General features: G+C 61.4%; 24 protein-coding genes. 18 read left to right on the forward strand and 6 right to left on the reverse strand.

Going from position 1 to position 23,805, the window contains the following annotated elements:
• Positions 1-50: 50 nt before the first annotated feature.
• Both LCU97_RS09595 and LCU97_RS09600 read right to left on the reverse strand, forming a co-directional pair.
• Complete coding sequence (locus LCU97_RS09595; protein ID WP_053146260.1) at positions 51-647, reverse strand: superoxide dismutase; 597 nt, start codon at positions 645-647, stop codon at positions 51-53.
• A 175-nt stretch (positions 648-822) separates the two neighbouring features.
• Positions 823-1,425 carry a LysE/ArgO family amino acid transporter gene (locus tag LCU97_RS09600; RefSeq protein WP_232776234.1) on the reverse strand — a complete coding sequence of 201 codons (603 nt, stop codon included), beginning with the start codon at positions 1,423-1,425 and terminating at the stop codon, positions 823-825.
• Positions 1,426-1,520: 95 nt separating this feature from the next.
• On the opposite strand from LCU97_RS09600, the gene LCU97_RS09605 reads away from it, so the two are divergent.
• The 4 genes from LCU97_RS09605 to LCU97_RS09620 all read left to right on the forward strand — a co-directional run bounded on the left by LCU97_RS09605 (position 1,521) and on the right by LCU97_RS09620 (position 5,490).
• On the forward strand, positions 1,521-2,420 hold the full coding sequence (locus tag LCU97_RS09605) for a LysR family transcriptional regulator ArgP (protein ID WP_053146266.1): 900 nt from the start codon (positions 1,521-1,523) through the stop codon (positions 2,418-2,420).
• A 78-nt stretch (positions 2,421-2,498) separates the two neighbouring features.
• Complete coding sequence (locus LCU97_RS09610) at positions 2,499-3,482, forward strand: NAD-dependent epimerase/dehydratase family protein (protein WP_232776219.1); 984 nt, start codon at positions 2,499-2,501, stop codon at positions 3,480-3,482.
• Between the two features lie 107 nt (positions 3,483-3,589).
• Positions 3,590-4,465 (forward strand): ATPase, encoded by an 876-nt coding sequence (locus LCU97_RS09615; protein WP_232776220.1) that lies wholly within the window; start codon positions 3,590-3,592, stop codon positions 4,463-4,465.
• Positions 4,466-4,647: 182 nt separating this feature from the next.
• Positions 4,648-5,490 carry a cache domain-containing protein gene (locus LCU97_RS09620; protein WP_232776221.1) on the forward strand — a complete coding sequence of 281 codons (843 nt, stop codon included), beginning with the start codon at positions 4,648-4,650 and terminating at the stop codon, positions 5,488-5,490.
• 75 nt (positions 5,491-5,565) lie between these two features.
• Here LCU97_RS09620 and rapA read toward each other — a convergent pair whose 3' ends face one another.
• Complete coding sequence (rapA, locus tag LCU97_RS09625) at positions 5,566-8,412, reverse strand: RNA polymerase-associated protein RapA (RefSeq protein WP_053146282.1); 2,847 nt, start codon at positions 8,410-8,412, stop codon at positions 5,566-5,568.
• Positions 8,413-8,660: 248 nt separating this feature from the next.
• Here rapA and LCU97_RS09630 point away from each other — a divergent pair, with 248 nt between their 5' ends.
• From LCU97_RS09630 to ccoM, 3 genes are all read left to right on the forward strand, one after another.
• On the forward strand, positions 8,661-9,002 hold the full coding sequence (locus LCU97_RS09630) for a hypothetical protein (protein ID WP_053146286.1): 342 nt from the start codon (positions 8,661-8,663) through the stop codon (positions 9,000-9,002).
• Positions 9,003-9,054: 52 nt separating this feature from the next.
• Positions 9,055-9,255 (forward strand): hypothetical protein, encoded by a 201-nt coding sequence (locus LCU97_RS09635; RefSeq protein ID WP_232776238.1) that lies wholly within the window; start codon positions 9,055-9,057, stop codon positions 9,253-9,255.
• 144 nt (positions 9,256-9,399) lie between these two features.
• On the forward strand, positions 9,400-9,516 hold the full coding sequence (gene ccoM, locus LCU97_RS26670; protein WP_053146291.1) for a cytochrome c oxidase subunit CcoM: 117 nt from the start codon (positions 9,400-9,402) through the stop codon (positions 9,514-9,516).
• 188 nt (positions 9,517-9,704) lie between these two features.
• Here the strand turns inward: ccoM and LCU97_RS09640 are convergent, their stop codons facing one another.
• Both LCU97_RS09640 and LCU97_RS09645 read right to left on the reverse strand, forming a co-directional pair.
• Positions 9,705-11,180 (reverse strand): inorganic phosphate transporter, encoded by a 1,476-nt coding sequence (locus LCU97_RS09640; protein WP_053146294.1) that lies wholly within the window; start codon positions 11,178-11,180, stop codon positions 9,705-9,707.
• Between the two features lie 363 nt (positions 11,181-11,543).
• On the reverse strand, positions 11,544-11,744 hold the full coding sequence (locus LCU97_RS09645) for a hypothetical protein (RefSeq protein WP_053146297.1): 201 nt from the start codon (positions 11,742-11,744) through the stop codon (positions 11,544-11,546).
• A 584-nt stretch (positions 11,745-12,328) separates the two neighbouring features.
• Here LCU97_RS09645 and pcaR point away from each other — a divergent pair.
• The 11 genes from pcaR (at position 12,329) to pcaC (ending at position 23,172) form a co-directional block, all read left to right on the forward strand.
• Complete coding sequence (gene pcaR, locus LCU97_RS09650) at positions 12,329-13,171, forward strand: pca regulon transcriptional regulator PcaR (protein WP_232776222.1); 843 nt, start codon at positions 12,329-12,331, stop codon at positions 13,169-13,171.
• A 142-nt stretch (positions 13,172-13,313) separates the two neighbouring features.
• A complete protein-coding gene (locus LCU97_RS09655; RefSeq protein ID WP_053146303.1) occupies positions 13,314-14,660 on the forward strand; it encodes an MFS transporter in 1,347 nt (448 codons plus the stop codon).
• A gap of 279 nt (positions 14,661-14,939) precedes the next feature.
• Positions 14,940-15,800 carry a CoA transferase subunit A gene (locus LCU97_RS09660; protein WP_232776223.1) on the forward strand — a complete coding sequence of 287 codons (861 nt, stop codon included), beginning with the start codon at positions 14,940-14,942 and terminating at the stop codon, positions 15,798-15,800.
• The gene (locus tag LCU97_RS09665) at positions 15,797-16,576 is read left to right on the forward strand and encodes a CoA-transferase subunit beta (RefSeq protein ID WP_053146309.1); all 780 of its coding nucleotides are present in this window, start codon (positions 15,797-15,799) and stop codon (positions 16,574-16,576) included. Before LCU97_RS09660 ends, LCU97_RS09665 begins: the two co-directional genes overlap by 4 nt.
• Complete coding sequence (pcaF, locus tag LCU97_RS09670) at positions 16,573-17,778, forward strand: 3-oxoadipyl-CoA thiolase (RefSeq protein ID WP_232776235.1); 1,206 nt, start codon at positions 16,573-16,575, stop codon at positions 17,776-17,778. The genes LCU97_RS09665 and pcaF overlap by 4 nt, the downstream gene beginning before the upstream one ends.
• A 37-nt stretch (positions 17,779-17,815) precedes the next feature.
• Positions 17,816-18,520: a protocatechuate 3,4-dioxygenase subunit beta gene (pcaH, locus tag LCU97_RS09675; protein ID WP_053146314.1), complete on the forward strand. Its 705-nt coding sequence runs from the start codon at positions 17,816-17,818 to the stop codon at positions 18,518-18,520.
• Between the two features lies 1 nt (position 18,521).
• Complete coding sequence (pcaG, locus tag LCU97_RS09680; protein ID WP_232776224.1) at positions 18,522-19,088, forward strand: protocatechuate 3,4-dioxygenase subunit alpha; 567 nt, start codon at positions 18,522-18,524, stop codon at positions 19,086-19,088.
• A gap of 195 nt (positions 19,089-19,283) precedes the next feature.
• Positions 19,284-20,579 (forward strand): MFS family transporter, encoded by a 1,296-nt coding sequence (locus tag LCU97_RS09685; protein ID WP_053146322.1) that lies wholly within the window; start codon positions 19,284-19,286, stop codon positions 20,577-20,579.
• Between the two features lie 21 nt (positions 20,580-20,600).
• Entirely contained in the window at positions 20,601-21,965 is a 1,365-nt protein-coding gene (locus LCU97_RS09690; RefSeq protein WP_232776225.1) for a 3-carboxy-cis,cis-muconate cycloisomerase, read from the forward strand.
• A 12-nt stretch (positions 21,966-21,977) separates the two neighbouring features.
• Positions 21,978-22,769: a 3-oxoadipate enol-lactonase gene (gene pcaD / locus LCU97_RS09695; protein ID WP_232776226.1), complete on the forward strand. Its 792-nt coding sequence runs from the start codon at positions 21,978-21,980 to the stop codon at positions 22,767-22,769.
• A gap of 10 nt (positions 22,770-22,779) precedes the next feature.
• The gene (pcaC, locus tag LCU97_RS09700; RefSeq protein WP_053146328.1) at positions 22,780-23,172 is read left to right on the forward strand and encodes a 4-carboxymuconolactone decarboxylase; all 393 of its coding nucleotides are present in this window, start codon (positions 22,780-22,782) and stop codon (positions 23,170-23,172) included.
• Between the two features lie 473 nt (positions 23,173-23,645).
• On the opposite strand, the gene LCU97_RS09705 is transcribed toward pcaC, so the two are convergent.
• Positions 23,646-23,805: OprD family outer membrane porin (locus tag LCU97_RS09705; protein ID WP_232776236.1), on the reverse strand; the 160-nt coding region annotated here is incomplete at its 5' end.

Here is a 23,805-nt window from a genome sequence, read left to right on the forward strand (position 1 = left end):
GGCAAAAAAGAACCCGGCAGGTGCCGGGTTCTTTTGGGCTGGAGCGCGAATCAGGCGGTGAAGGTCTTGCCTTCGAACTGCTCGGCCACGAATTTCCAGTTGACCAGGTTCCAGAACGCTTCGACGTATTTCGGACGAAGGTTGCGGTAGTCGATGTAGTAAGCGTGTTCCCAGACATCGCAGGTCAGCAGCGGGGTGTCGCCGCTGGTCAGCGGGTTGCCGGCGCCGATGGTGCTGGCCAGGGCCAGGGAACCGTCCGCTTTTTTCACCAGCCAGCCCCAGCCGGAACCGAAGGTGCCGATGGACGTCTTGCTGAACTCTTCCTTGAACTTGTCGAACGAACCGAAGGCCTTGTTGATGGCTTCGGCCAGCGCACCGGTAGGTTCGCCGCCGGCGTTAGGGGCCAGGCAGTTCCAGTAAAAGGTGTGGTTCCAGACCTGAGCGGCGTTGTTGAAGATACCGCCCGAGGAAGTCTTGACGATTTCTTCCAGGGTCTTGCCCTCGAACTCGGTGCCTGGCACCAGGTTGTTCAGGTTCACGACGTAGGTGTTGTGGTGCTTGTCGTGGTGGAATTCCAGAGTTTCTTTGGAGATGTGCGGCTGCAGTGCATCGTGTGCGTAGGGCAGCGGCGGCAATTCGAAAGCCATGGTGATTCTCCTAATCAGGTCAGTTGCGGTGAGCGCAAGGCCGATCACGGGCGGCCGGACTAGCGCCGGGGAGTTTATACTCCTTGCGGCGCAAGACCCGGATCATAGCACCGGGGGTGCGGCATAACCACGCAACAACTGTGTGGAATAGAGGTTCCAGAGCGGTTTGCAATAATCAGCCGGCGACGATCAATTGCACCGCCACGGTAAACATCATCACCGCCACGAGCACGTCCAATACCCGCCATGTCGTGGGCCGGGCCAGCCACGGGGCGAGCCAGGCGGCCCCCAGGGCCAGGGTGAAGAACCACAGCAGAGAGGCACTTGCCGCGCCCACGACGTAGGCACCGGGAACACTCTGCTGGGCGCCGAGGGAGCCGATCAGCAACACGGTGTCCAGATACACGTGTGGGTTGAGCAGTGTCACCGCCAATGCGCTGAGCAGTACCGCCCGCAGTGAGCGCACGGCTTGTTTGCCGCCTTCCTGCAGGCTCTGTTTCGAACAGGCCCGGCGCAACGCCAGACTGCCGTACCAGAGCAGGAACGCCGCGCCGCCCCAACGGGCGATCGACAGCAGCAGCGGGCTCTGGGCCAACAGCGTCGCCAGCCCGAAGACCCCGGCCATCACCAGCAAGGCATCGCAGGTGACGCACAGGGCGGCCACCGGCAAATGGTGTTCGCGACGCAGGCTCTGGGCCAGGACAAAAGCATTCTGGGCACCGATGGCCATGATCAGGCCGAGGGCCACCAACAAGCCGTTCACATAGCTTTGCCACATCATTACTTCTCCGCGAGGTGTTGAGTGCTGGTCATTCTCCGGTGCGACGCTGTATAAGAAAAACAAATCCTACTGATTGCTCATTAGAGGAACTGATGTTCGATTACAAATTGCTTTCCGCTCTGGCGGCGGTGGTCGAGCAAGCCGGTTTCGAGCGGGCCGCCCAAGTACTTGGTTTGTCGCAATCGGCCATTTCCCAGCGCATCAAGTTGCTGGAGGCGCGGGTCGGGCAGCCGGTACTGATACGCGCCACGCCGCCGGCGCCTACCGAGATCGGTCGGCGTTTGCTCAACCATGTGCAGCAAGTGCGTCTGCTGGAGCGCGACTTGCAAAGCCAGGTCCCGGCGCTGGATGAAGAGGGAGTGCCCGAGCGCTTGCGCATCGCCTTGAACGCCGACAGCCTGGCGACCTGGTGGGCGGCCGCGGTGGGTGATTTTTGTGCCGAGCATCATTTGCTGATGGATCTGGTGGTCGAGGACCAGACCGTCGGCCTCAAGCGCATGCGCGCCGGTGAAGTGGCGGCGTGTGTCTGCGCCAGTGAGCGTCCGGTGGCTGGTGCCCGTAGCGTATTGCTCGGGGCCATGCGCTACCGGGCCCTGGCCAGCCCGGCGTTCATCGCCCGGCATTTCCCCAACGGTGTGCGCGCCGATCAATTGGCCCGTACCCCGGCGCTGGTGTTCGGCCCGGACGACTTTCTCCAGCATCGCTACCTGGCCTCCCTGGGGGTGGAAGGTGGTTTCGAGCACCATCTTTGCCCGTCGTCGGAAGGCTTCATTCGTCTTGCCGAGGTCGGGCTTGGCTGGGGGCTGGTGCCTGAGCTGCAGGTGCGTGAACAACTGGCTCGGGGCGAGTTGGTGGAATTGTTCGCAGATAAACCGATCGATGTGCCGTTGTACTGGCATCATTGGCGCAATGGAGGGCAGTTGCTCGGTTCATTGACCGATCGATTGATCCGCACCTGCGGCCAGTCGCTGGTGCCTTGGAGGCCGCGTTAAGCGTCAAGCCGCTTGCGGCGTTGAGATTAACCTGCAACGGGGGCTCGCAGCCCGTCGCTGCACTTGTTGGGAGTATTCATGAAGATTCTGGTCACCGGCGCAAGCGGCTTCATTGGTGGACGCTTCGCGCGTTTCGCCCTGGAGCAGGGCCTGGATGTACGGGTCAACGGACGCCGGGCCGAGAGTGTGGACCACCTGGTGCGTCGCGGCGCGCAGTTCGTACCCGGGGACTTGAGCGATCCACTGCTGGCTCGCGACCTCTGCCTGGATGTCGAGGCCGTGGTGCATTGCGCTGGCGCGGTGGGGCTGTGGGGGCGCTATCAGGATTTTCACCTGGGCAATGTCCAGCTCACCGAGAATATCGTCGAGGCATGTCTCAAGCAGAAGGTCCGGCGCCTGGTCCACTTGTCGTCGCCGTCGATCTATTTTGATGGCCATGATCACCTTGGGTTGACCGAAGACCAGGTGCCCAAACGCTTTGGACATCCTTACGCGGCAACCAAGTACCTGGCCGAGCAGAAGGTCTTCGGTGCCCAGGAGTTTGGCCTCGAAGTGCTGGCCCTGCGGCCGCGCTTCGTGACCGGGGCCGGTGACATGAGCATTTTCCCACGGCTGTTGAAAATGCAGCGCAAGGGGCGGTTGGCCATTGTCGGCAACGGTTTGAACAAGGTGGACTTCACCAGCGTGCAGAACCTCAACGAAGCCTTGCTCAGCAGTCTGCTGGTGACCGGCTCGGCCCTGGGCAAGGCCTATAACATCAGCAACGGGGCGCCGGTTCCGCTGTGGGATGTGGTCAATTATGTGATGCGCCGGATGGACGTTCCGCAAGTGCGGCGTTACCGTTCCTACGGATTGGCCTACAGCGTCGCCGCCTTGAACGAAGGCATATGCAAGCTATGGCCGGGCCGTCCCGAACCGACGTTATCGCGCCTGGGCATGCAGGTCATGAACAAGCATTTCACCCTGGACATCGGCCGGGCCCGGCATTATCTCGATTACGATCCGCAGGTCAGCCTGTGGACGGCTCTCGATGAGTTCTGCAGTTGGTGGAAAGGCCGCTGATCGGCCCATCATGAACCGAGTGCCGGGTTCGGGGTCAATCGGTGCGGCGGGCGAGGGGGTTATACTCGCCGCATCATGCCATTACCGGTTTCCCAAAGGTTGAACCCATGCCCATGCGTAACGATGCCAACGACGACTTCGATGATGTACCGAGCCTGCGGATGCGGGCCGACATTCCCGATGACGAGGACTTTTTGTCCAACCGCCCGCCCCACGTACAAGCGCGTACGGCGCCCGTTGCGGCCGCCAGGGTCAAGGGGCCCAGCACCGGACCGCTGTGGGCACTGGTCGGCGCATTGTTGTGTGCGCTCGGCTTCCTGGCGTGGTGGAGTTTCCAGCAGATTTCCCTGATGGAACAGCAGTTGGTGGCCACCCAGGAAAGCTTCGCCCGGATCAGTGAGGACGCGGCGGGGCGCTTGCAGGACATTTCCGGCAAGGTGGTTGCCGGCCAGTCCAATGTCATGAGCGACAGCGAAGCCTTGAAATTGCAGGTCAGGCAACTGGACAGCAAGCTGCAGGAGCAGGCCCGGCTGTTCGAGAGCAAACTGCAGGAGCAATACCGGCAGTTGCAAGGCGCGTTCGGTCCGTCCGCCGACCTGGACAAGGAACTGGCCCAACTGATTGCACAGGGCACTGAACAGCAGAACATCAACACGCAGCTGCAAGCCATCAACAAAGAGCTCCAGACCCAGCTCAAGGCGCTGGCGGCTGAAGTCACCACTCTTAAAAACCAAGGAGAGGGCGGCGCCCTGGATGCTCAGCTCAAGAGCATCGGTGCCGATATCACCGCGTTGAAAAGGGCCACCTCCAACTCCGCCATCGATCGCCTGGAGCAGGACATCATCGTGCTCAAGAGTCAGCAGGACAAAGGCGGCAGTACCGCCGAGTTCGACGCCTTCCGCGGCCAGGTCACCCGCAATATCAACACCCTGCAGGCGCAGATTCAGCATTTGCAGCAACAACTCAGCGCCCGGGGCCAATAGTTCCTTTGTGGGGCGAGCCTGCTCTCGATAGTGGTCTGTCTACAGGTAGTGACTGGCAGGACGCCATCGCGAGCGGGCTCGCGAAGGCGTCCTGCCAGACAACCCCTAATTCCCTGAATACTTCTACATCGCCTCCACGCCGTCTACGCTTTTGAAACATCAAAACGAACGGGGGCGCGCGCATGGGGTTTCTTCGCAGGACGACCGGGTTGGTCGCAATGCTATTGCTGGGGCTGGCATCGGCACACGCTGCGACAGCAGATGATGGCCAGGCAGCCAAGGCTTTGCTGGAAAAGGCCTTGGCCTACTACCACGACAATGGCGACAAGGCGTTTGCCGCCTTCAGTCGCCAAGGGGAATTCGTCGATCAGGATCGCTATGTGTTCGTGGTGGACACCCAAGGAGTGATGCTCGCCAGCGGCGGGCCATCGTCGGCGCTGATCGGGCGAGACGTTTCCGAAGTGCTGGGCCCGGATTTGCGCAAGGCCTTCAAAGACGCCCTGAAGACCCCCGAAGCCAGTGGCATTCAACAAGCCGAGTACCGTTGGCAAAACTGGGCGGACGGCAGGGTCGAGCGCAAGCATGTGTATTTCCAACGGGTCGGCGAGCGGATCCTGGCGGTCGGCTACTACCTGCCACGGGCTTCCGCCGAACAGGCCAGGGCGCTGCTGGACAAGGCTTCAAGCGACTTGCTGACGAACGAGAAGAGCACGTTGACGGCAATCAACTCCCTCAAGGGCGGCTACTTGCAGGATGACCTGTACGTGTTCATTGTCGACCTCGATACCCGTCGGTATGTCGCTCATGGCACCAATCTGCGGTTGATCAACATCGACTTTGCCAAGATCAAGGACCCCGATGGCAAACCGGTGGGGGAACCGATCCTGGCTCTGATCGGCAAGCATAATGCGGGGGAGTATGAATATCGGTGGAAGAATCCGGTGACCGGCAAGGTCGAGGACAAGCACGCGTACCTGAAGAAGGTCGGGCATTTCCTGGTGGCGGTGGGGTATTACAGCCCTTGAGGCCCGCGTTTCTGTGTTAGGCGCATTTGCAAAGAAGCCCGCATCGCTGCGGGCTTCTTGTTTGGCTCAAGGCAATCAGCCCGCCACCAACACCCGGATCGCTTCCAACCGCAGCGCGGCCTTTTCCAGCATCGCCAGGCCTTGCTCGCGCTGTTGACGCAGGGCCACCAGCTCACTGTCGCGCACGGTCGGGTTGACTGCTTGCAGGGCAGTCAGGCGCGCCAGTTCCTCGTCGGTGTCGGCCGCCAGACGGTGCTGGGCCTGCGCCACGCGTTCGGCGTGACGTGGGGCGACCTTTTCTTCACCGGCATTGATGCGCGGGGTGAGCTGATCACGCTGGGCCTGGATGAACTTGTTGGCGCTGGCGCGGGGTACGCTTTCGAGCTGGTCGTTCAAGGTCTCGAACGAAACCCGGGCAGCCAGGTCGTTGCCATTGGCATCCAGCAGGCAACGCAAGGCGGCCGGCGGCAGGTAGCGGCCCAATTGCAACGAGCGTGGGGCAACCACCTCGCTCACATAGAGCAGTTCCAGCAACACGGTCCCAGGCTTGAGGGCCTTGTTCTTGATCAACGCCACGGCGGTGTTGCCCATGGAACCGGACAGCACCAGGTCCATGCCGCCTTGCACCATCGGGTGCTCCCAGGTGATGAATTGCATGTCTTCGCGAGACAGCGCCTGGTTGCGATCGTAGGTGATGGTCACGCCTTCGTCGTCGCCCAGCGGGAAGCTGGCGTCGAGCATTTTTTCGCTCGGCTTGAGAATCAGCGCGTTGTCCGAATGGTCCTCGCTGTCGATGCCGAACGCATCGAACAGGGTTTCCATGTAGATCGGCAGGGCGAACTGATCGTCCTGTTCGAGAATGGCCTCCACCAGTGCATCGCCTTCGCCGGCGCCACCGGAGTTGAGTTCCAGCAGGCGGTCGCGACCGGTGTGCAACTCGGCTTCCAGACGCTCGCGCTCGGCACGGGCTTCGTCGATCAGCGCCCGCCATTCGCCATCGTCGGCTTCTTCCAGCATCGGCAGCAGGCGCGGGCCGAACTGATGCTGCAAGGCGTTGCCGGTCGGACAGGTGTTGAGGAATGCGTTCAGGGCTTCGTGGTACCACTGGAACAGCCGCGCCTGGGGACTGGTTTCCAGGTAGGGCGCATGCAGCTCGATGGTGTGTTTCTGGCCGATCCGGTCCAGGCGACCGATACGTTGTTCCAGCAGGTCCGGGTGCGCCGGCAAATCGAACAGCACCAGGTGGTGGGCGAACTGGAAGTTGCGGCCTTCGCTGCCGATTTCCGAGCAGATCAGCACCTGGGCGCCGAACTCTTCATCGGCGAAATAAGCGGCGGCGCGGTCGCGCTCCAGGATGCTCATGCCTTCGTGGAACACCGTGGCCGGAATGCCGGAACGCACGCGCAGGGCGTCTTCCAGGTCCATGGCGGTTTCGGCGTGGGCACAGATCACCAGCACTTTGGTGCGCTTGAGCATTTTCAGGGTGTCGATCAGCCACTCGACACGCGGGTCGAAACGCCACCAGCGCTCTTCGTCACTGGCGTCCGGCTGGGCCTGGAAACTGACCTCGGGGTACAGTTCGGCGTGATCGCCCAAAGGCAATTCCAGGTATTGGTCCGGGCATGGCAGCGGATAGGCGTGCAGCTTGCGTTCCGGGAAACCTTGCACCGCGGCGCGGGTGTTGCGGAACAGCACACGGCCGGTGCCGTGTCGGTCCAGCAGTTCGCGTACGAGGCGGGCACTGGCTTCGACATCGCCGTCATTGACGGCGGTCAGCAAGGCTTCGCCTTCGTTGCCCAGGAAGCCGTGGATGGTCTGGTGGGCTTCGGGCGACAGGCGGCCCTTGTCCAGCAATTCCTGCACGGCCTCGGCCACCGGGCGATAGTTCTCGCTTTCGGCGCGGAAGGCCTTGAGGTCATGGAAACGGTTCGGATCCAGCAGCCGCAGACGGGCGAAATGGCTGTCCTGGCCCAGTTGCTCCGGCGTCGCGGTCAGCAGCAACACGCCCGGGATCGTCTCGGCCAGCTGTTCGACCAGCGCGTATTGCGGGCTGACCTGATCCTCATGCCATACCAGGTGATGGGCTTCATCGACCACCATCAGGTCCCAGCCGGCGGCGAACAGCGCGTCCTGGGCCTTTTCGTCCTCGACCAGCCACTCCAGGGCCACGAGGGCCAGCTGAGTGTCTTCGAACGGGTTGCTCGCATCGCTTTCAATAAAGCGTTCTTCATCGAACAGGGCGACCTGCAGGTTGAAGCGCCGGCGCATTTCCACCAGCCATTGGTGCTGGAGGTTTTCCGGCACCAGGATCAGTACACGACTGGCGCGCCCGGACAACAGTTGGCGGTGAATGACCAGGCCGGCCTCGATGGTCTTGCCCAGGCCCACTTCGTCTGCCAGCAGCACGCGCGGAGCAATCCGGTCGGCCACTTCACGGGCAATGTGCAACTGGTGGGCGATTGGCTGGGCCCGGACGCCCCCCAGGCCCCAGAGCGGGGACTGCAATTGGCGACTGGTGTGCTCAAGGGTGTAGTAGCGCAGGGAGAACCAGGCCAGCGGGTCGATCTGGCCGGCGAACAGGCGGTCGCTGGCCAGGCGGAACTGGATGAAGTTCGACAGCTGGGTTTCCGGCAGGGTCACGACTTCGTTCTGCCCGTTGAGACCGTGGTAGACCAGCAATCCATCGACGTCGTCGACTTCCCGGACGGTCATTTTCCAGCCTTCGAAATGAGTGATCACATCGCCGGGCGAGAACCGTACACGGGTGAGGGGCGCATTCCGTAGCGCGTACTGGCGGGTGTCGCCAGTGGCCGGATAGAGCACGGTCAACAAGCGACCGTCCTGTGCCAGGACGGTGCCTAAACCCAGCTCCGCTTCGCTGTCACTGATCCAGCGTTGCCCCGGTTGATACTGCTGCGCCATGCTGCCTGACTCCCGCCTTGAAAAAGCCGGCTATCTTAACGGATTGATCCCCCAGACCAAAGGAAATACGCACGCACCGACCGGGGTATCGACAGGTTCCGGCCAACCGGTTCCATGGAACTTAATCCGGCTTGGTGATCAAACAAGCTTGTGTCTGTTTTGTATTAATGCCAACCGGGTCACAAGTTTCAGACCGGCGGTTCAAGCTGCCTGCCTTGCAGCCGACAACCTGAAGACAGGAGATTGTTATGTTGCCACCCACGCTCCCCTTGAGCGCCGTACCGATTACCGCTCAACAGGATCCGATCCGTCAGCGACCGGATATTCCGCCCGTGGTCCCGGTACAGCAAAGCTCCAGCGAAACGACCATCGATCTGCAAAAGCGCGATCCGGAAGAAGCCGCGCTGTTGTTGCGCGAGGAGCAGCGTCGCCAGCAAGAGCGCGACAGGCGTCGACGCGAAGCCGATGAAGACCCCGAAGAACACCTGGCGGTACCTGGCACCGAACTGAATGCCGATAAAACCGTGCCCGTGGTGCCACTGGTGGAAGGCGAGACACGTCAGGGGCTATGGGTCGATATCCAGATCTGATTTCGGTTTTGCGACGAAGGCAGACTGGTCAACGCGGCCCAGACCCAGCATCATGGATGCATTCGCAATCCACTGCACGATTCCGGACGCCATGAGCCAAGACGACAAGCTGATCGACCTCAGCGCCGAACGCGCCAAGCGCGTTCACGACCTCAACGAAAAACGCCTCAATGAAGTTCGCCAGGCTTTCGAGCAGGCCATGCCTCTGGGCAAGCCCGCAAAGAAATCCAAGAACAAGCCGAAAAAGCGCTGACTCTCTCCGTTCCATTGACACAGATCAGTTATTTCCCTGCCTTTTCGCTCAACTGCGAGCGTTATTGACCCCGGTCAATTCTCATCCAGGCCTGATTGGTTAACTTGAACCCATCGCAACAGGGGCAAGACCAGGAGGCCCGTCATGTTTCTAGATAATGTGGTGTTTGCCGGGATACTGACGGTCGGCCTCATGTTCGTATTCTTCGCCGTATTTGGATTATTCATCTGGAAAGACGCACATAAGCGCAGAAAGCCATAGACCTTTCCAGCTGCAACGAGCACGCAAGGCATTTTGGGCGACTTCGGTCGCCCTTTTTTTTGCAGTTTTTCTGCTTCGACACGAAACCACTGTGGTAGCGAGCCTGCTCGCTCCCACAGCAGGAAAGTCTTGAGTATAAAAAAAGGTGCGACCCGCCAGGATCGCACCTTTTTCGTGAGCGGCTGGAATCAGCTGACGATGGCTTTGGACGCCAGCCAGAACAACGCGGCCGACAGGCCCACCGTTGCCGGCAGGGTCAGCACCCAGGCCAGCAGGATGTTGCGTACCGTGCCGCCTTGCAGGCCGCTCTTGTTAGCGACCATGGTGCCGGCCACGCCGGAGGACAGCACGTGGGTGGTGGACACCGGCAGGCTGAAGATATTCGCCATGCCGATCATGCAGGCGGTGGTGATCTGCGCCGACATGCCCTGGGCGTAGGTCATGCCTTGCTTGCCGATCTTCTCGCCAATGGTGAGCACCACACGTTTCCAGCCAACCATGGTACCCAGGCCAAGGGCCAGGGCGACGGCCAGGATCACCCAGAACGGAGCGTATTCGGTGGTGGCGGTCAGGTCCTTGCGCAGTTTGTTCAGGTCGTCCTTCTCACGCGCGGCCAGGCCAGGGAGCTTGCCCACTTTCTTCGCCGTATCGTCCAGGCAGAGCAGGTAGCGACGCACCTCGATGCGCTTTTCCGACGGCAGCGAGTGATAGTCCGCCACGCCCTTCAGGGTATCGAGCAGCGCATTGATGGTCGGTTCGGTCTGCTGCGGATTGCAGCGGAATTTTTCGGGCAGATCGCCGTTCACGCTCTTGCCCAGCGCGAGGTATTCGCCCAGGGATTCGTTGTTGCGCTGGTAGAACTGGCTCAGGTGCAGCGTCGCGTCGCGGGTGCGTTCGATCTGGTAGGTGGTGCTGTTCAGATCAAGGACGAACTGCGCCGGGACGATACCGATCAGCACCAGCATGATCAGGCCGATACCTTTCTGACCGTCGTTGGAGCCGTGTACGAAGCTGACGGCCATGGCCGAAATCACCAGCACCAGGCGGTTCCAGAAGGGTGGATGTTTCTTGTCGTCGATCTTGCGGCGCTGTTCCGGCGTCTTGTGCATCTTGGACAGCGGACGCCACCATTTCAGGCCGATCAGCACCAGGGCGGCAATCAAGAAGCCAGCCATGGGCGAGAACACCAGGGAAGCGCCGATATCGATCGCTTTCTGCCAGTTCACGCCGTCGGCCAGCGCAATATCGTTGATCAGCGCGTTGGCCAGGCCGACGCCGAGGATGGATCCGATCAACGTGTGGGAGCTGGATGCCGGGATACCGAAGTACCAGGTGCCCAGGTTCCAGGTAATGGCCGCTGCAAGCAGTGAGAACACCATGGCCAGGCCGTGGCCGGTATTCACATTGATCAGCAGTTCCACCGGCAGCAAGTGCACGATGGCATAAGCCACGCCCACGCCACCCAGCAGCACGCCGAGGAAATTGAATACACCGGAAAAGAACACCGCCAGGTGAGGCGGCATGGCTTTGGTGTAGATAACAGTGGCAACCGCGTTAGCGGTGTCATGAAAGCCGTTGATGAACTCGAAGGCGAGGACAAAAGCCAGGGCGAGCAAGAGGCTCACAAGCACCCAAGCATCCAGTCCGCTGAATAAATCGATCATGAAGGTTTTCTGACCCGGTCGTAAGGGGGCGCGATTATGCCAGAAAACCTCGTAAATCGATGCACTCCCTGCTCATCGGTAGCATTCTTCTGCGAAATAATTTGTAGGAAAGCTTTTCGGGCAAGGTGTTCGGTGGCGGGCGCAACCCCTTGATTCGGGGATGAAAAGCAAGCCGGGCAGGGCGATTCTCGCCGCTTGAGTGAGGTACCAAGGGCCGTGTGAAATATCTGAAAGGCGGATCGCTGGTCGGCGATCCTCCTCCATGGCATGAGACGGCGGCCCGCTCTTGATGGGCTACCGGTATCGGTATCCAGCCCGGGTATTGGCCAGACACTGTTGCTCAGGAACATCAGGCCAGGCGTGTCATCGCTCTTCGGCCCGGAGTTCTTTTTCCATTTTCTGCAGTTCCTGGGTAAAGGCCTGATCCTGAACAGTGGCGCGTTTACGCCAGGGTTTGCGTTCCGGTTCAGGTTGGGCGGCGTAGGTGGTGATTTCCCCGCCGTAAACTTCCTTGTAACGTTGTTCCTGGCGCTCAAGTTCCGCGCGCAGTTCGTCTTTCGTCACAGTATTACCTAATAAAGTGAAATGAATCTGGTGATACGCACTGCATAAGATATGCAGACGGCCACGGCACCAGAGCTGACAGCTGACGTAGCATCAGGGCTTCGTGTTGTTGCCGACACAGGGGAAGCAGCCTTGAAGGTGCTTCGGATACCTGTTCCGGTACCCGCAATCCATATGCCTTGGTACCCCTCGGGCGGTAGTGGTCGATTGCCGTACCGTCCTGAAGTGCATTATAGCGACCCGCTCGAAGAACACTATCGGGAAATTGAATTGATCGTTATTGTGTGAACCAATGTTTGTATATGTAAGTTATGGCAATTAGATTGCAAACGATTGCAACGGCTGACGATATCCTGACGCCATTGAAGACGACAAGTTCAACATTTGGCCTGCACTAGTCCCGAATAGAATCCTTTACTCATATGAGAGTTTTATCCCGGCCTGGATAGACGAAGCATGGCCGACGCATGCCGATTGCGATTATCGCCCGTGGGTTCGATAATCGAACGGTCTTGCCCGGTCGAGCCTTGTCTGCCTGCCGGACAGGCGTATGTAATAGTTGCCATTTCCGGGGAAGCACAGACATGAACGACCAATTGCGCAGCGCCTTCTCTTCGGTCGCGCCACCGATCGTCGCCTCGCCGGCCAAACGAATCCAGGCCCTGACCGGTGATCCGGACTTCATGACGTCCCTGGCCCGTGGCCTGGCTGTAGTCCAGGCCTTCCAGGAGCGCAAGCGGCACCTGACCATCGCGCAGATCAGCCATCGCACCGAGATCCCCCGTGCAGCTGTCCGGCGTTGCCTGCATACGTTGATCAAGCTTGGCTATGCCACGACCGATGGGCGCACCTACTCGTTGCTGCCTAAAGTGCTGACCCTCGGCCATGCCTACTTGTCATCGACGCCACTGGCCGTTTCCGCCCAGCCCTACCTGGACCGCATGAGCGAGCAGCTACACGAGGCCTGCAACATGGCGACACTCGAAGGCGACGATATCCTCTACATTGCCCGCTCGGCCACCACTCAGCGGTTGATCTCCGTGGATTTGTCCGTTGGCGGTCGGCTGCCTGCCTACTGCACTTCAATGGGCAGGATTCTCCTGGCCGCCCTGGATGACGCATCCTTGCGTGACTATCTCGACCATGCCGACTTGCAGGCCAAGACCAGTCGGACCCTGCACACACCCGAAGCCCTGCTTGAATGCCTGCAGCAGGTGCGGCAGCAGGGCTGGTGCATAGTCGACCAGGAACTGGAGCAAGGCCTGCGTTCGATTGCCGTGCCGGTCTACGACGCATCCGGCCAAGTGGTGGCGGCGCTGAATGTCAGTACCCATGCCGGTCGGGTTAGCCGTACAGAGCTGGAACAGCGTTTCCTGCCAGGCTTGTTGGCGGCCAGCCGCGACCTGAGTGCGCAGCTGTTCACTTAAGCCGTTCGATAAACGCACACAGTCGCCTCCGGCGAATTGACGGTATTTGTCTGGGCTCATTAATGTCGCGGCAGCGTCATCCGGCGCGGTCACCCGCTCTGCCGGTGAAGGGCGACCCGACACAATAATAATGAGAGACACGATGAATCAGCCCCAGATCTCCGTAGGCAACTGCCTCGATGTGCAATCCTTCATCAATGCCCAGCCGATCTCGCGCTACCAATGGCGGGTGGTGATTCTCTGTTTCCTGATTGTTTTCCTGGACGGTCTCGACACGGCCGCCATGGGGTTCATCGCCCCGGCCCTTTCCCAGGACTGGGGCATCGACCGCGCCAGTCTCGGCCCGGTGATGAGTGCAGCGCTGATCGGCATGGTGTTCGGCGCCCTGGGCTCCGGGCCGTTGGCTGACCGCTTCGGGCGAAAAGTGGTATTGGTGGGCGCGGTCGTGCTGTTCGGCGCCTTCAGCCTGGCGTCGGCCTACAGCACCAACGTGGACCAACTGTTGGTGCTGCGCTTCCTGACCGGCCTGGGCCTGGGGGCCGGGATGCCCAACGCCACCACCTTACTTTCTGAATACACCCCGGAACGCAAGAAATCGCTGCTGGTCACCAGCATGTTCTGTGGCTTTAACCTGGGCATGGCCGGCGGCGGGTTCATCTCGGCCAAGCTGATCCCGGCCTTCGGTTGGCACAGCCTTCTGCTCATCGGCGGAATCCTGCCGTTGATCCTCGCCGTGGTGTTGCTGTTCTGGCTGCCGGAATCTGCGCGTTACCTGCTGGTGCGCAATCGCGGCACCGATAAAGTACGCAAGGCCCTGGCGCCGATCGAGCCGGTCACCATCGCCCAGGCGGCGAGCTTCAGTGTGCCCGAGCAGAAAACCGTAAAGGCCCGCAATGTGCTGGCGGTGATTTTCTCCCGCACCTGTAGCGCCGGTACGCTGCTGCTCTGGCTGACCTATTTCATGGGGTTGGTGATCGTTTACCTGCTGACCAGTTGGTTGCCGACCCTGATGCGCGACAGTGGCGCAAGCATGGAGCAGGCCGCCTTCATCGGAGCGTTGTTCCAATTTGGTGGGGTGTTGAGTGCGGTCGGCGTGGGTTGGGCGATGGATCGGTTCAATCCGCACAAGGTGATCGGACTTTTCTATTTGATGGCCGGGATATTTGCCTACGCGGTGGGGCAGAGCCTGGGCAACATCACCTTGCTGGCCACCCTGGTGCTGGTGGCCGGCATGTGCGTCAACGGCGCGCAATCGGCGATGCCTTCCCTGGCGGCGCGCTTCTACCCAACCCAGGGCAGGGCCACCGGCGTGTCGTGGATGCTCGGCATCGGTCGGTTCGGCGCAATCCTGGGGGCCTGGATGGGCGCAACCCTGTTGGGCCTGGGCTGGAATTTCGAGCAGGTGCTGACGGCCCTGGTCATCCCCGCGGCGCTGGCGACTGGCGCGGTGGTCATCAAGGGCATGGTCAGCCATGCGGATGCGACCTGAATCAAGAACTTGATTTGTATAAGCGGGCTTGCTCGCGAAGGCGGCGTGTCAGTCGCGTATGCATAACTGACCCACCGTTTTCGCGAGCAAGCCCGCTCCCACAGGATTTCGTTTCGTTGGGCTAATCGTTAGCCAAACAACAATCCGTTCGATAACCGAACACTCAGTCGATTATCGGATTGTTTGGCCTTTTTCCTCGACTTAATCTTCAGTCATTCAGGCGCTTGACCTCGCGCCTTTTTCTTCATGTCGGTTCACTGGAAAACGGAGCCTGCCCCCATGGCTGAAATCCTTTCGCTGCACGACGCGGTGAAGCAGTTCGTCAATGACGGTGACACCGTCGCGCTTGAAGGCTTCACCCACCTGATTCCGACGGCGGCGGGTCATGAAATCATTCGTCAGGGCAAGAAAGACCTGACGCTGGTGCGCATGACCCCTGACTTGATCTATGACCAGTTGATCGGCGCCGGCTGTGCTCGCAAGTTGATTTTTTCCTGGGGCGGTAACCCAGGGGTAGGGTCACTGCACCGGCTGCGCGATGCCGTGGAAAAACAGTGGCCACATCCGATGGAAATCGAAGAGCACAGCCACGCCGACCTCGCCAATGCTTACGTTGCCGGGGCTTCCGGCCTGCCGTTCGCGGTATTGCGGGCCTACGCCGGTTCCGACTTGCCGAAGGTCAACCCGTTGATCAAAAGCGTGACCTGTCCCTTCACCGGAGAAGTCCTGGCCGCCGTGCCCTCCGTGCGCCCTGACATTACGGTGATCCATGCCCAGAAAGCCGACCGTAAGGGCAACGTGTTGCTCTGGGGCATTCTCGGTGTGCAGAAGGAAGCCGCCCTGGCCGCCAAGCGCTGCATCGTCACGGTGGAAGAAATCGTCGACGACCTCGATGCACCGATGAACGCCTGCGTACTGCCGACCTGGGCGTTGAGCGCCGTATGCCATGTGCCAGGCGGCGCTCACCCGTCCTACGCCCACGGCTACACCGAGCGTGACAACCGTTTCTATCAGGCGTGGGACCCCATCGCACGGGATCGTGGGGCGTTTACCGCCTGGATCGACGAATTCATCCGTGGCACCCGGGATTTCAGTGAGTTCCAGTTCCGGCTGGCGGCCACTTCGGAGGCGAAGCAATGACGTATTCCACCAACGAAATGATGACTGTCGCGGCGGCCCGTCGCTTGAAGAACAACGCCGTGTGTTTCGTGGGCATCGGTCTGCCGTCGAAAGCGGCCAACCTGGCGCGACTGACCTCGTCGCCGGATGTGGTGCTGATCTACGAGTCCGGTCCGATCGGCGCTAAGCCGAGTGTCCTGCCGCTGTCTATCGGTGACGGTGAGCTGGCGGAAACCGCCGACACCGTCGTGCCGACCGGTGAGATTTTTCGCTATTGGTTGCAGGGCGGGCGCATCGACGTCGGTTTTCTCGGCGCAGCGCAAGTCGACCGTTTCGGCAACATCAACACCACGGTGGTGGGCGACTACTATCAACCGAAAGTCCGCCTGCCGGGTGCCGGTGGCGCGCCGGAAATCGCCGGGTCCGCCAAGAGCGTACTGATCATCCTCAAGCAGTCGGCGCGGTCATTTGTCGACAAGCTGGACTTCATCACGTCGGTCGGTCACGGCGAGGGAGGCGACTCGCGCAAACGGCTGGGTCTGCCGGGTGCCGGTCCCGTGGGCATCATCACCGACCTGTGCATCATGGAGCCGGAAGCCGGCACCCATGAATTCGTGGTCACATCGCTGCACCCTGGCGTGACCCGCGAGCAAGTCATTGCCGCCACCGGTTGGGCGATCCGTTTCGCCGATCAGGTGGACACCACCGTCGAACCGACCGAAGTGGAGCTGCGCGCCTTGCGCGACCTTGAAGCTCGCACTGCGGCGGCCCACGGCCAGGCACCGGGAGAAGCCTGATGCGCGACGTTTATATCTGTGACGCGATTCGAACCCCCATCGGCCGCTTTGGCGGCGGACTGTCCGCTGTGCGGGCCGATGACCTGGCGGCCGTCCCGATCAAGGCGTTGATGGAACGTAACCCCTCGGTGGACTGGAGCGCCGTTGACGAAGTGTTTCTCGGCTGCGCCAACCAGGCCGGCGAAGACAACCGCAACGTGGCGCGCATGGCACTGCTGCTGGCGGGCCTGCCGGAAAGCATTCCCGGCGTGACCCTCAACCGTCTCTGCGCCTCGGGCATGGACGCAGTTGGCACGGCGTTCCGGGCCATCGCCAGCGGTGAGATGGACCTGGCGATTGCCGGTGGCGTGGAATCGATGTCTCGTGCGCCCTTCGTAATGGGCAAGGCCGATGCGGCGTTCTCGCGCAACATGAAGCTGGAAGACACCACCATAGGCTGGCGTTTCATCAATCCGTTGATGAAGGCCCAGTACGGTGTGGACGCGATGCCCCAGACCGCCGATAACGTCGCTGACGATTACGCAGTGTCCCGCGCCGACCAGGATGCATTCGCCCTGCGCAGTCAGCAGCGCACGGCGGCGGCCCAGGCAGCGGGATTTTTCGCCGAGGAAATCGTCCCGGTGCGCATCGCCCACAAGAAAGGCGAAACCGTGATCGAGCAGGACGAGCATCCTCGTGCCGACACCACGCTGGAAGCGCTGAGCAAGCTCAAGCCGGTCAACGGCCCGGACAAGACCGTCACAGCAGGCAACGCCTCGGGGGTGAATGATGGCGCGGCGGCGCTGATCCTGGCGTCGGCCGAAGCGGTGCAAAAACACGGCCTGACAGCTCGCGGCAGAGTCCTGGGCATGGCCAGCGCTGGCGTGGCGCCGCGGGTGATGGGCATCGGCCCGGTGCCCGCGGTGCGCAAATTGACCGAACGCCTGGGCTTGGCGGTCGCCGACTTCGACGTGATCGAGCTCAACGAAGCCTTTGCCAGCCAGGGCCTGGCGGTGCTGCGTGAACTGGGGCTGGCGGACGATGCGCCGCAGGTCAACCCGAACGGCGGAGCCATCGCCCTGGGCCATCCGCTGGGCATGAGTGGGGCGCGGCTGGTGTTGACCGCCTTGCATCATCTGGAAAAGACCGGCGGCAGGAAAGGGCTGGCGACCATGTGCGTCGGTGTAGGCCAGGGCCTGGCATTGGCAATCGAACGCGTCTGACACGTCGTTCTACTAATAAGAAATCGAGGAATGCTTCATGACTGACAAGCCTGGTTATCGTCGCCCTCAAGCGGGCACCCAGCCGGAGTATCTGCATCCGCCGTACCAGTCCACCAACCTGCGCTCGCCGTCCAAGCCGTTGGTGCACCTGCCTCACTCGCTATCGGAAATCACCGGCCCGACTGTAGGCGCCGACCGCCTGCACGAGAAAGACAACGACCTGACCGCCCAGCATGCCGGCGAGCCTTTGGGGGAGCGGATCATCATTCACGGGCGCGTGCTGGACGAGAACGGCCATCCCGTGCCGGGCATTCTGGTGGAGATCTGGCAGGCCAATGCCGCCGGTCGCTACCATCATGACCGCGACAAGCATGACGCACCGCTGGACCCGAACTTCACCGGCACCGGCCGCACCGTCACCGATGCCGATGGCTGGTATCAGTTCCAGACCATCAAGCCCGGCGCTTACCCGTGGGGCAACCATCACAATGCCTGGCGCCCGGCGCATATCCATTTCTCGTTATTCGGGCCGAGTATTCTGACGCGCCTGGTGACGCAGATGTATTTTCCTGGCGACCCGTTGCTGGCCTACGATCCGATCTATAACTGCGTGCCGGACACGAGCGCCAAGGAGCGCTTGATCGCTCGCTTCGACCTGGAAAAAACCGTTCCCCACTACGCCCTCGGTTATCGCTGGGACATCGTCTTGCGCGGCCGCGAAGCCACGCCGATGGAGAAATAAGATGACGCTTACCGCCACTACCTCCCACACCGTCGGCCCTTACTACCACATCGGCCTGACCTGGCTGAATCGCGAAGACATGACCGCGGCCCAGACCCTCGGTCAGCGCGTGACAATCACCGGGCAGGTCATTGACGGCAACGGCGAGTTCGTCAACGACGCCATGCTGGAAGTCTGGCAAGCCAATGCCGCCGGTAAGTATGCCCATCCGGAAGATGACCAGGACAAACCCCTGGACCCGCACTTCGAAGGTTTCGGTCGGGTGCCGGTGGACGCCGAAGGGCGTTTCCGCTTCACCACCATCAAGCCCGGTACCGTGCCAGGGCTGGGCGGGACGACCCAGGCACCGCACCTGGTGGTGCTGGTGTTCGCCCGTGGCCTGGTCAAGCATCTGCTGACACGCATCTATTTCGATGGCGAGCAGGCCAACGAGAGCGATCCGCTGCTGGCCTGCGTGCCGGAAGAACGCCGCGCGACTATCGTGACCAAGCCCGATGCATTGGGTGTGTACCAATGGAATGTGGTGTTGCAGGGGACAGATGCCGAAACGGTGTTCTTCGATTACTGAGTCGATGCTGAGATTGCATCGCGGGCAAGCCTTGCTCCCACAGAGAGAGGGGGCGTTCAATCCCAAGTGGAGGTTGGAACCCTGTGGGAGCAAGGCTTGCCCGCGATGGGGCCAGCACAGGCAACGCCTGTTTGTGGAACGGGACTGTTACAAGGTGTGTCTAGACCTTGTCAGTCCCTAACGAGTGAATAATCCATGACCACCCTAACCACTCACTACACCGGCGAAGAACGCAGCAAGCGCATCTTCGCCATTGTCGGTGCCTCATCCGGCAACCTGGTCGAATGGTTCGACTTCTACGTCTATGCGTTCTGCGCGATCTATTTTGCTCCGGCGTTCTTCCCGTCCGACAACCCTACGGTGCAACTGGTCAACACCGCCGGTGTGTTCGCCGCCGGGTTTCTGATGCGCCCCATTGGCGGGTGGATCTTCGGGCGGGTGGCGGACCGTCACGGGCGCAAGAATTCGATGATGATCTCGGTGCTGATGATGTGTTTCGGCTCATTGCTCATCGCCTGTCTGCCCACTTATAAGGACATTGGCGTCTGGGCCCCGGTGCTGCTGTTGTTCGCCCGCTTGTTGCAAGGCTTGTCGGTGGGTGGCGAGTACGGCACCACCGCCACTTACATGAGCGAAGTCGCCCTCAAGGGCCAGCGCGGTTTCTTTGCCTCGTTCCAGTACGTGACGCTGATCGGCGGCCAGTTGCTGGCGGTGTCGCTGGTGGTGATCCTGCAGCAGTTTCTCAACGAAGATGAACTGCGCGCCTACGGCTGGCGGATCCCGTTCGTGGTCGGGGCCGTGGCGGCGTTGATCTCGTTGTTCCTGCGTCGCTCCCTTAAGGAAACCAGCAGCAAGGAGATGCGCGAGAACAAGGACGCCGGCAGCATCGCCGCGTTGTTTCGCCACCACAAGGCAGCCTTCATCACCGTGCTGGGTTACACCGCCGGTGGTTCGCTGATTTTCTACACCTTCACCACCTACATGCAGAAATACCTGGTGAACACCGCCGGCCTGCACGCCAAGACCGCCAGTTACATCATGACCGGCGCGCTGTTCCTTTATATGTGCATGCAGCCGTTGTTCGGCATGCTCGCCGACCGGATCGGCCGACGTAATTCCATGCTCTGGTTCGGTGCCCTGGGGGCGTTGTGCACGGTGCCGATCCTGCTGACCCTCAAAAGCATCAGCAGCCCATTCCTGGCTTTCATCCTGATCACCCTGGCATTGGCGATCGTCAGCTTCTACACCTCCATCAGCGGTTTGGTAAAAGCCGAGATGTTTCCACCCGAAGTGCGGGCGCTGGGGGTAGGGTTGGCTTACGCGGTGGCGAACGCGGTGTTCGGTGGTTCGGCCGAGTACGTCGCCCTGAGCCTGAAAGCCCAAGGCATGGAAAACGCATTCTACTGGTATGTCACGGTGATGATGGTCGTGGCGTTCCTGTTCAGCCTGCGCCTGCCGAAGCAACCGGCGTATTTGCATCACGACCTTTAAGTAAGCCACCAAGGACTGTTTATGAGCCAACGACCGGGCAATCAGTTGTTCGATGCCTACTTCACCGCCCGCGATATGCGCGAGGTGTTCTGTGATGCGGGGCGGGTGCAGGCCATGCTCGACGTCGAGGCGGCACTGGCCCGGGCAGAGGCGCGGGTCGGGCTGATTCCCGAGAGGGCGGTGGCGCCAATCGAGAAGGCCTGTCGTGCCCAGCTGTATGATTTTTCAGCGTTGGGCGAGGCGATTGCCAGCGCGGGCAATTCGGCGATTCCATTGGTCAAGGCGCTTGGCAAGCGCATTGCCAGCGAGAACGCCGAGGCTGAGCGTTATGTGCATCTGGGCGCTACCAGCCAGGACGTGATGGACAGCGGCCTGGTCCTGCAACTGCGCCAGGCGCTGGAGCTGATCGAAGGTGAGCTGAAACAACTGGCGGTCACCCTGGCTCGACAGGCCGAGCGCTACGCCGCCACGCCGCTGGCCGGACGCACTTGGTTGCAGCATGCGACGCCAGTGACCCTCGGCATGAAAATCGCCGGGTGGCTGGGGGCGATCACTCGCGGTCGTCAGCGCTTGAGCGAACTCAAGCCGCGTTTGCTGGTGCTGCAATTCGGCGGCGCGTCCGGAACGCTCGCCGCGTTGGGTGAGCACGCGCTGCCCGTCGCCGAAGCCTTGGCCGCCGAGCTGCAACTGAACCTGCCGGAACAACCGTGGCACACCCAGCGTGATCGCTTGGTGGAGTTCGGCTCAATGCTGGGCTTGATCGCCGGCAGCCTGGGCAAACTGGGGCGCGACATCAGCCTGTTGATGCAGACCGAGGCCGCTGAAGTCTTCGAGCCGTCGGCGCCGGGCAAGGGTGGCTCATCGACCATGCCGCACAAGCGCAACCCGGTGGGCGCGGCGGTGCTGATCGCCGCGGCGACGCGGGTGCCTGGCCTGGTGTCGACGCTGTTCAGCGCCATGCCCCAGGAGCACGAGCGCAGCCTGGGCCTGTGGCACGCGGAATGGGAAACCCTGCCGGAGATCTGCTGCCTGGTGTCCGGCGCCTTGCAACAGGCGCGGCTGCTGGTCGAAGGACTGGAAGTGGACGAGGCGCGTATGGCTCGAAATCTCGAACTGACCCAGGGGCTGGTGCTGGCCGAGGCGGTGAGCATCGTCCTGGCCCAGCGGGTCGGACGCGACACTGCCCATCATCTGCTGGAGCAGTGTTGCAAGCGCGCCGTCACCGAACAGCGGCATTTGCGCGCTGTGCTGGGGGACGAATCCCAGGTGACCGCGCAGTTGTCCGCCGCTGAGCTCGATCAATTACTCGACCCCGCTCATTACCTCGGCCAGGCCCGGACCTGGGTCGCCCGAGCGGTGGCCGAACACCTTGCCCTTAACGCCTGAAAGGAGATGGTTGTGGGATTCGTCAAACTCGCCGAGGGCGAACTGCATTACTCATTCGACGGGCCGCAAGACGCCCCGGTGCTGCTGCTCTCCAACTCGTTGGGCACCAACCTGCACATGTGGGACGAACAGGTCGCGGCGTTCAGCGAGCACTTTCGCGTGCTGCGTTTTGACACGCGTGGTCATGGCCGGTCGTTGGTGACCGAAGGCCCGTACAGCATCGAGCAACTGGGCCGCGATGTGCTGGCGATGCTCGATGCCCTGAACCTCGACAAGGTGCATTTCTGCGGCTTGTCCATGGGGGGGCTGATCGGCCAGTGGCTGGGGATCAATGCCGGCGAACGGTTGAATAAGTTGGTGGTTTGCAACACGGCGGCCAAGATCGGTGACCCGTCGGTGTGGAACCCGCGCATCGAAACCGTGTTGCGCGATGGCAAGGAGGCGATGGTTGCGTTGCGCGATGCTTCGATTGCCCGTTGGTTTACGCCAGACTTCGCCGAGGCTCATCCAGAGAAGGCCAAAAAGATCACCGATATGCTCGCCGCCACCTCGCCCCAGGGCTATGCCGCCAACTGCGCGGCGGTACGCGATGCCGATTTTCGTGAGCAACTGTCGTCGATCCGTGTGCCGCTGCTGGTGATCGCGGGCACTGAAGACGCCGTGACACCGCCGGCGGGCGGGCACTTTATCCAGGAGCGGGTCAGCGGGGCGCAGTACGCCGAGTTCCGTGCCGCTCACCTTTCCAATGTCCAGGCCGGCGCTGCGTTCAGCGCTCGAGTGCTGGATTTCCTGCTCGGCGCCTGAGGAGTTTTCTGTGGACGAGAAACAACGTTACGACGAAGGCATGCAAGTGCGCCGCGCGGTGCTGGGTGATGCCCATGTCGACCGCAGCCTCACGGCCTTGAACGAGTTCAACAGCGAGTTCCAGGAGATGATCACCCGCCACGCCTGGGGCGACATCTGGACCCGCCCGGGCCTGCCGCGCCACACCCGCAGTCTGATCACCATCGCCATGCTGATCGGCATGAACCGCAACGAAGAACTCAAGCTGCACCTGCGCGCCGCTGCCAACAACGGCGTGAGCCGCAGCGAGATCAAGGAAGTGATCATGCAGAGCGCCATCTATTGCGGCATCCCGGCGGCCAATGCGACCTTCCACCTGGCCGAGTCGGTGTGGGATGAGCTCGGGATCGAATCCCGAGCTTAAGACTGTGCCAACCCACTGTGGGAGCGGGCTTGCTCGCGAAAGTGGTGGATCAGTCGGCGAGGATGCTGAATGTACCTGCGCCTTCGCGAGCAAGCCCGCTCCCACACTGGATTCGGGGTGTTCACAGAGGTTGCGACCACCTTGGGACCCTGTGGGAGCGGGCTTGCTCGCGAAAGTGGTGGATCAGTCGGCGAGGATGCTGAATGTACCTGCGCCTTCGCGAGCAAGCCCGCTCCCACATTGGATTCGGGGTGTTCACAGAGGCTGCGACCACCCTGGGACCCTGTGGAAGCGGGCTTGCTCGCGAAAGCGGTAGGTCAGCTGGCGATGATGTTGGATGTATCGCCGCCATCGCGAGCAGGCTCGCTCCCACACTGGATTCGGGGTGTTCACAAAGGTTGCGACCACCTTGGGACCCTGTGGGAGCGGGCTTGCTCGCGATAGCGGTAGTGCAGTCACCCGCGTTGCTGGTCCTATAACAAACTGATCGGGTAGCTGATGAAAATGCGGTTCTCATCGAACTCGTTGGTGCTGAAGTCCCGACGTAGTGACGAGTTGCGCCATTTCACGTTGAGGTTCTTCAGCGCGCCGCTCTGCACGGTATAGGCCAGCTCACTTTCCCGACCCCATTCC

This window comes from Pseudomonas uvaldensis (assembly GCF_021271205.1).
Taxonomy (GTDB): domain Bacteria; phylum Pseudomonadota; class Gammaproteobacteria; order Pseudomonadales; family Pseudomonadaceae; genus Aquipseudomonas; species Aquipseudomonas uvaldensis.

Coding starts and splice junctions, on each gene's coding strand:
- LCU97_RS09595 (WP_053146260.1), bottom strand. CDS start 647: ATGGCTTTCGAATTGCCGCCGCTGCCCTACGCACACGATGCACTGCAG.
- LCU97_RS09600 (WP_232776234.1), bottom strand. CDS start 1,425: ATGTGGCAAAGCTATGTGAACGGCTTGTTGGTGGCCCTCGGCCTGATC.
- LCU97_RS09605 (WP_053146266.1), top strand. CDS start 1,521: ATGTTCGATTACAAATTGCTTTCCGCTCTGGCGGCGGTGGTCGAGCAA.
- LCU97_RS09610 (WP_232776219.1), top strand. CDS start 2,499: ATGAAGATTCTGGTCACCGGCGCAAGCGGCTTCATTGGTGGACGCTTC.
- LCU97_RS09615 (WP_232776220.1), top strand. CDS start 3,590: ATGCCCATGCGTAACGATGCCAACGACGACTTCGATGATGTACCGAGC.
- LCU97_RS09620 (WP_232776221.1), top strand. CDS start 4,648: ATGGGGTTTCTTCGCAGGACGACCGGGTTGGTCGCAATGCTATTGCTG.
- rapA (WP_053146282.1), bottom strand. CDS start 8,412: ATGGCGCAGCAGTATCAACCGGGGCAACGCTGGATCAGTGACAGCGAA.
- LCU97_RS09630 (WP_053146286.1), top strand. CDS start 8,661: ATGTTGCCACCCACGCTCCCCTTGAGCGCCGTACCGATTACCGCTCAA.
- LCU97_RS09635 (WP_232776238.1), top strand. CDS start 9,055: ATGGATGCATTCGCAATCCACTGCACGATTCCGGACGCCATGAGCCAA.
- ccoM (WP_053146291.1), top strand. CDS start 9,400: ATGTTTCTAGATAATGTGGTGTTTGCCGGGATACTGACGGTCGGCCTC.
- LCU97_RS09640 (WP_053146294.1), bottom strand. CDS start 11,180: ATGATCGATTTATTCAGCGGACTGGATGCTTGGGTGCTTGTGAGCCTC.
- pcaR (WP_232776222.1), top strand. CDS start 12,329: ATGAACGACCAATTGCGCAGCGCCTTCTCTTCGGTCGCGCCACCGATC.
- LCU97_RS09655 (WP_053146303.1), top strand. CDS start 13,314: ATGAATCAGCCCCAGATCTCCGTAGGCAACTGCCTCGATGTGCAATCC.
- LCU97_RS09660 (WP_232776223.1), top strand. CDS start 14,940: ATGGCTGAAATCCTTTCGCTGCACGACGCGGTGAAGCAGTTCGTCAAT.
- LCU97_RS09665 (WP_053146309.1), top strand. CDS start 15,797: ATGACGTATTCCACCAACGAAATGATGACTGTCGCGGCGGCCCGTCGC.
- pcaH (WP_053146314.1), top strand. CDS start 17,816: ATGACTGACAAGCCTGGTTATCGTCGCCCTCAAGCGGGCACCCAGCCG.
- pcaG (WP_232776224.1), top strand. CDS start 18,522: ATGACGCTTACCGCCACTACCTCCCACACCGTCGGCCCTTACTACCAC.
- LCU97_RS09685 (WP_053146322.1), top strand. CDS start 19,284: ATGACCACCCTAACCACTCACTACACCGGCGAAGAACGCAGCAAGCGC.
- LCU97_RS09690 (WP_232776225.1), top strand. CDS start 20,601: ATGAGCCAACGACCGGGCAATCAGTTGTTCGATGCCTACTTCACCGCC.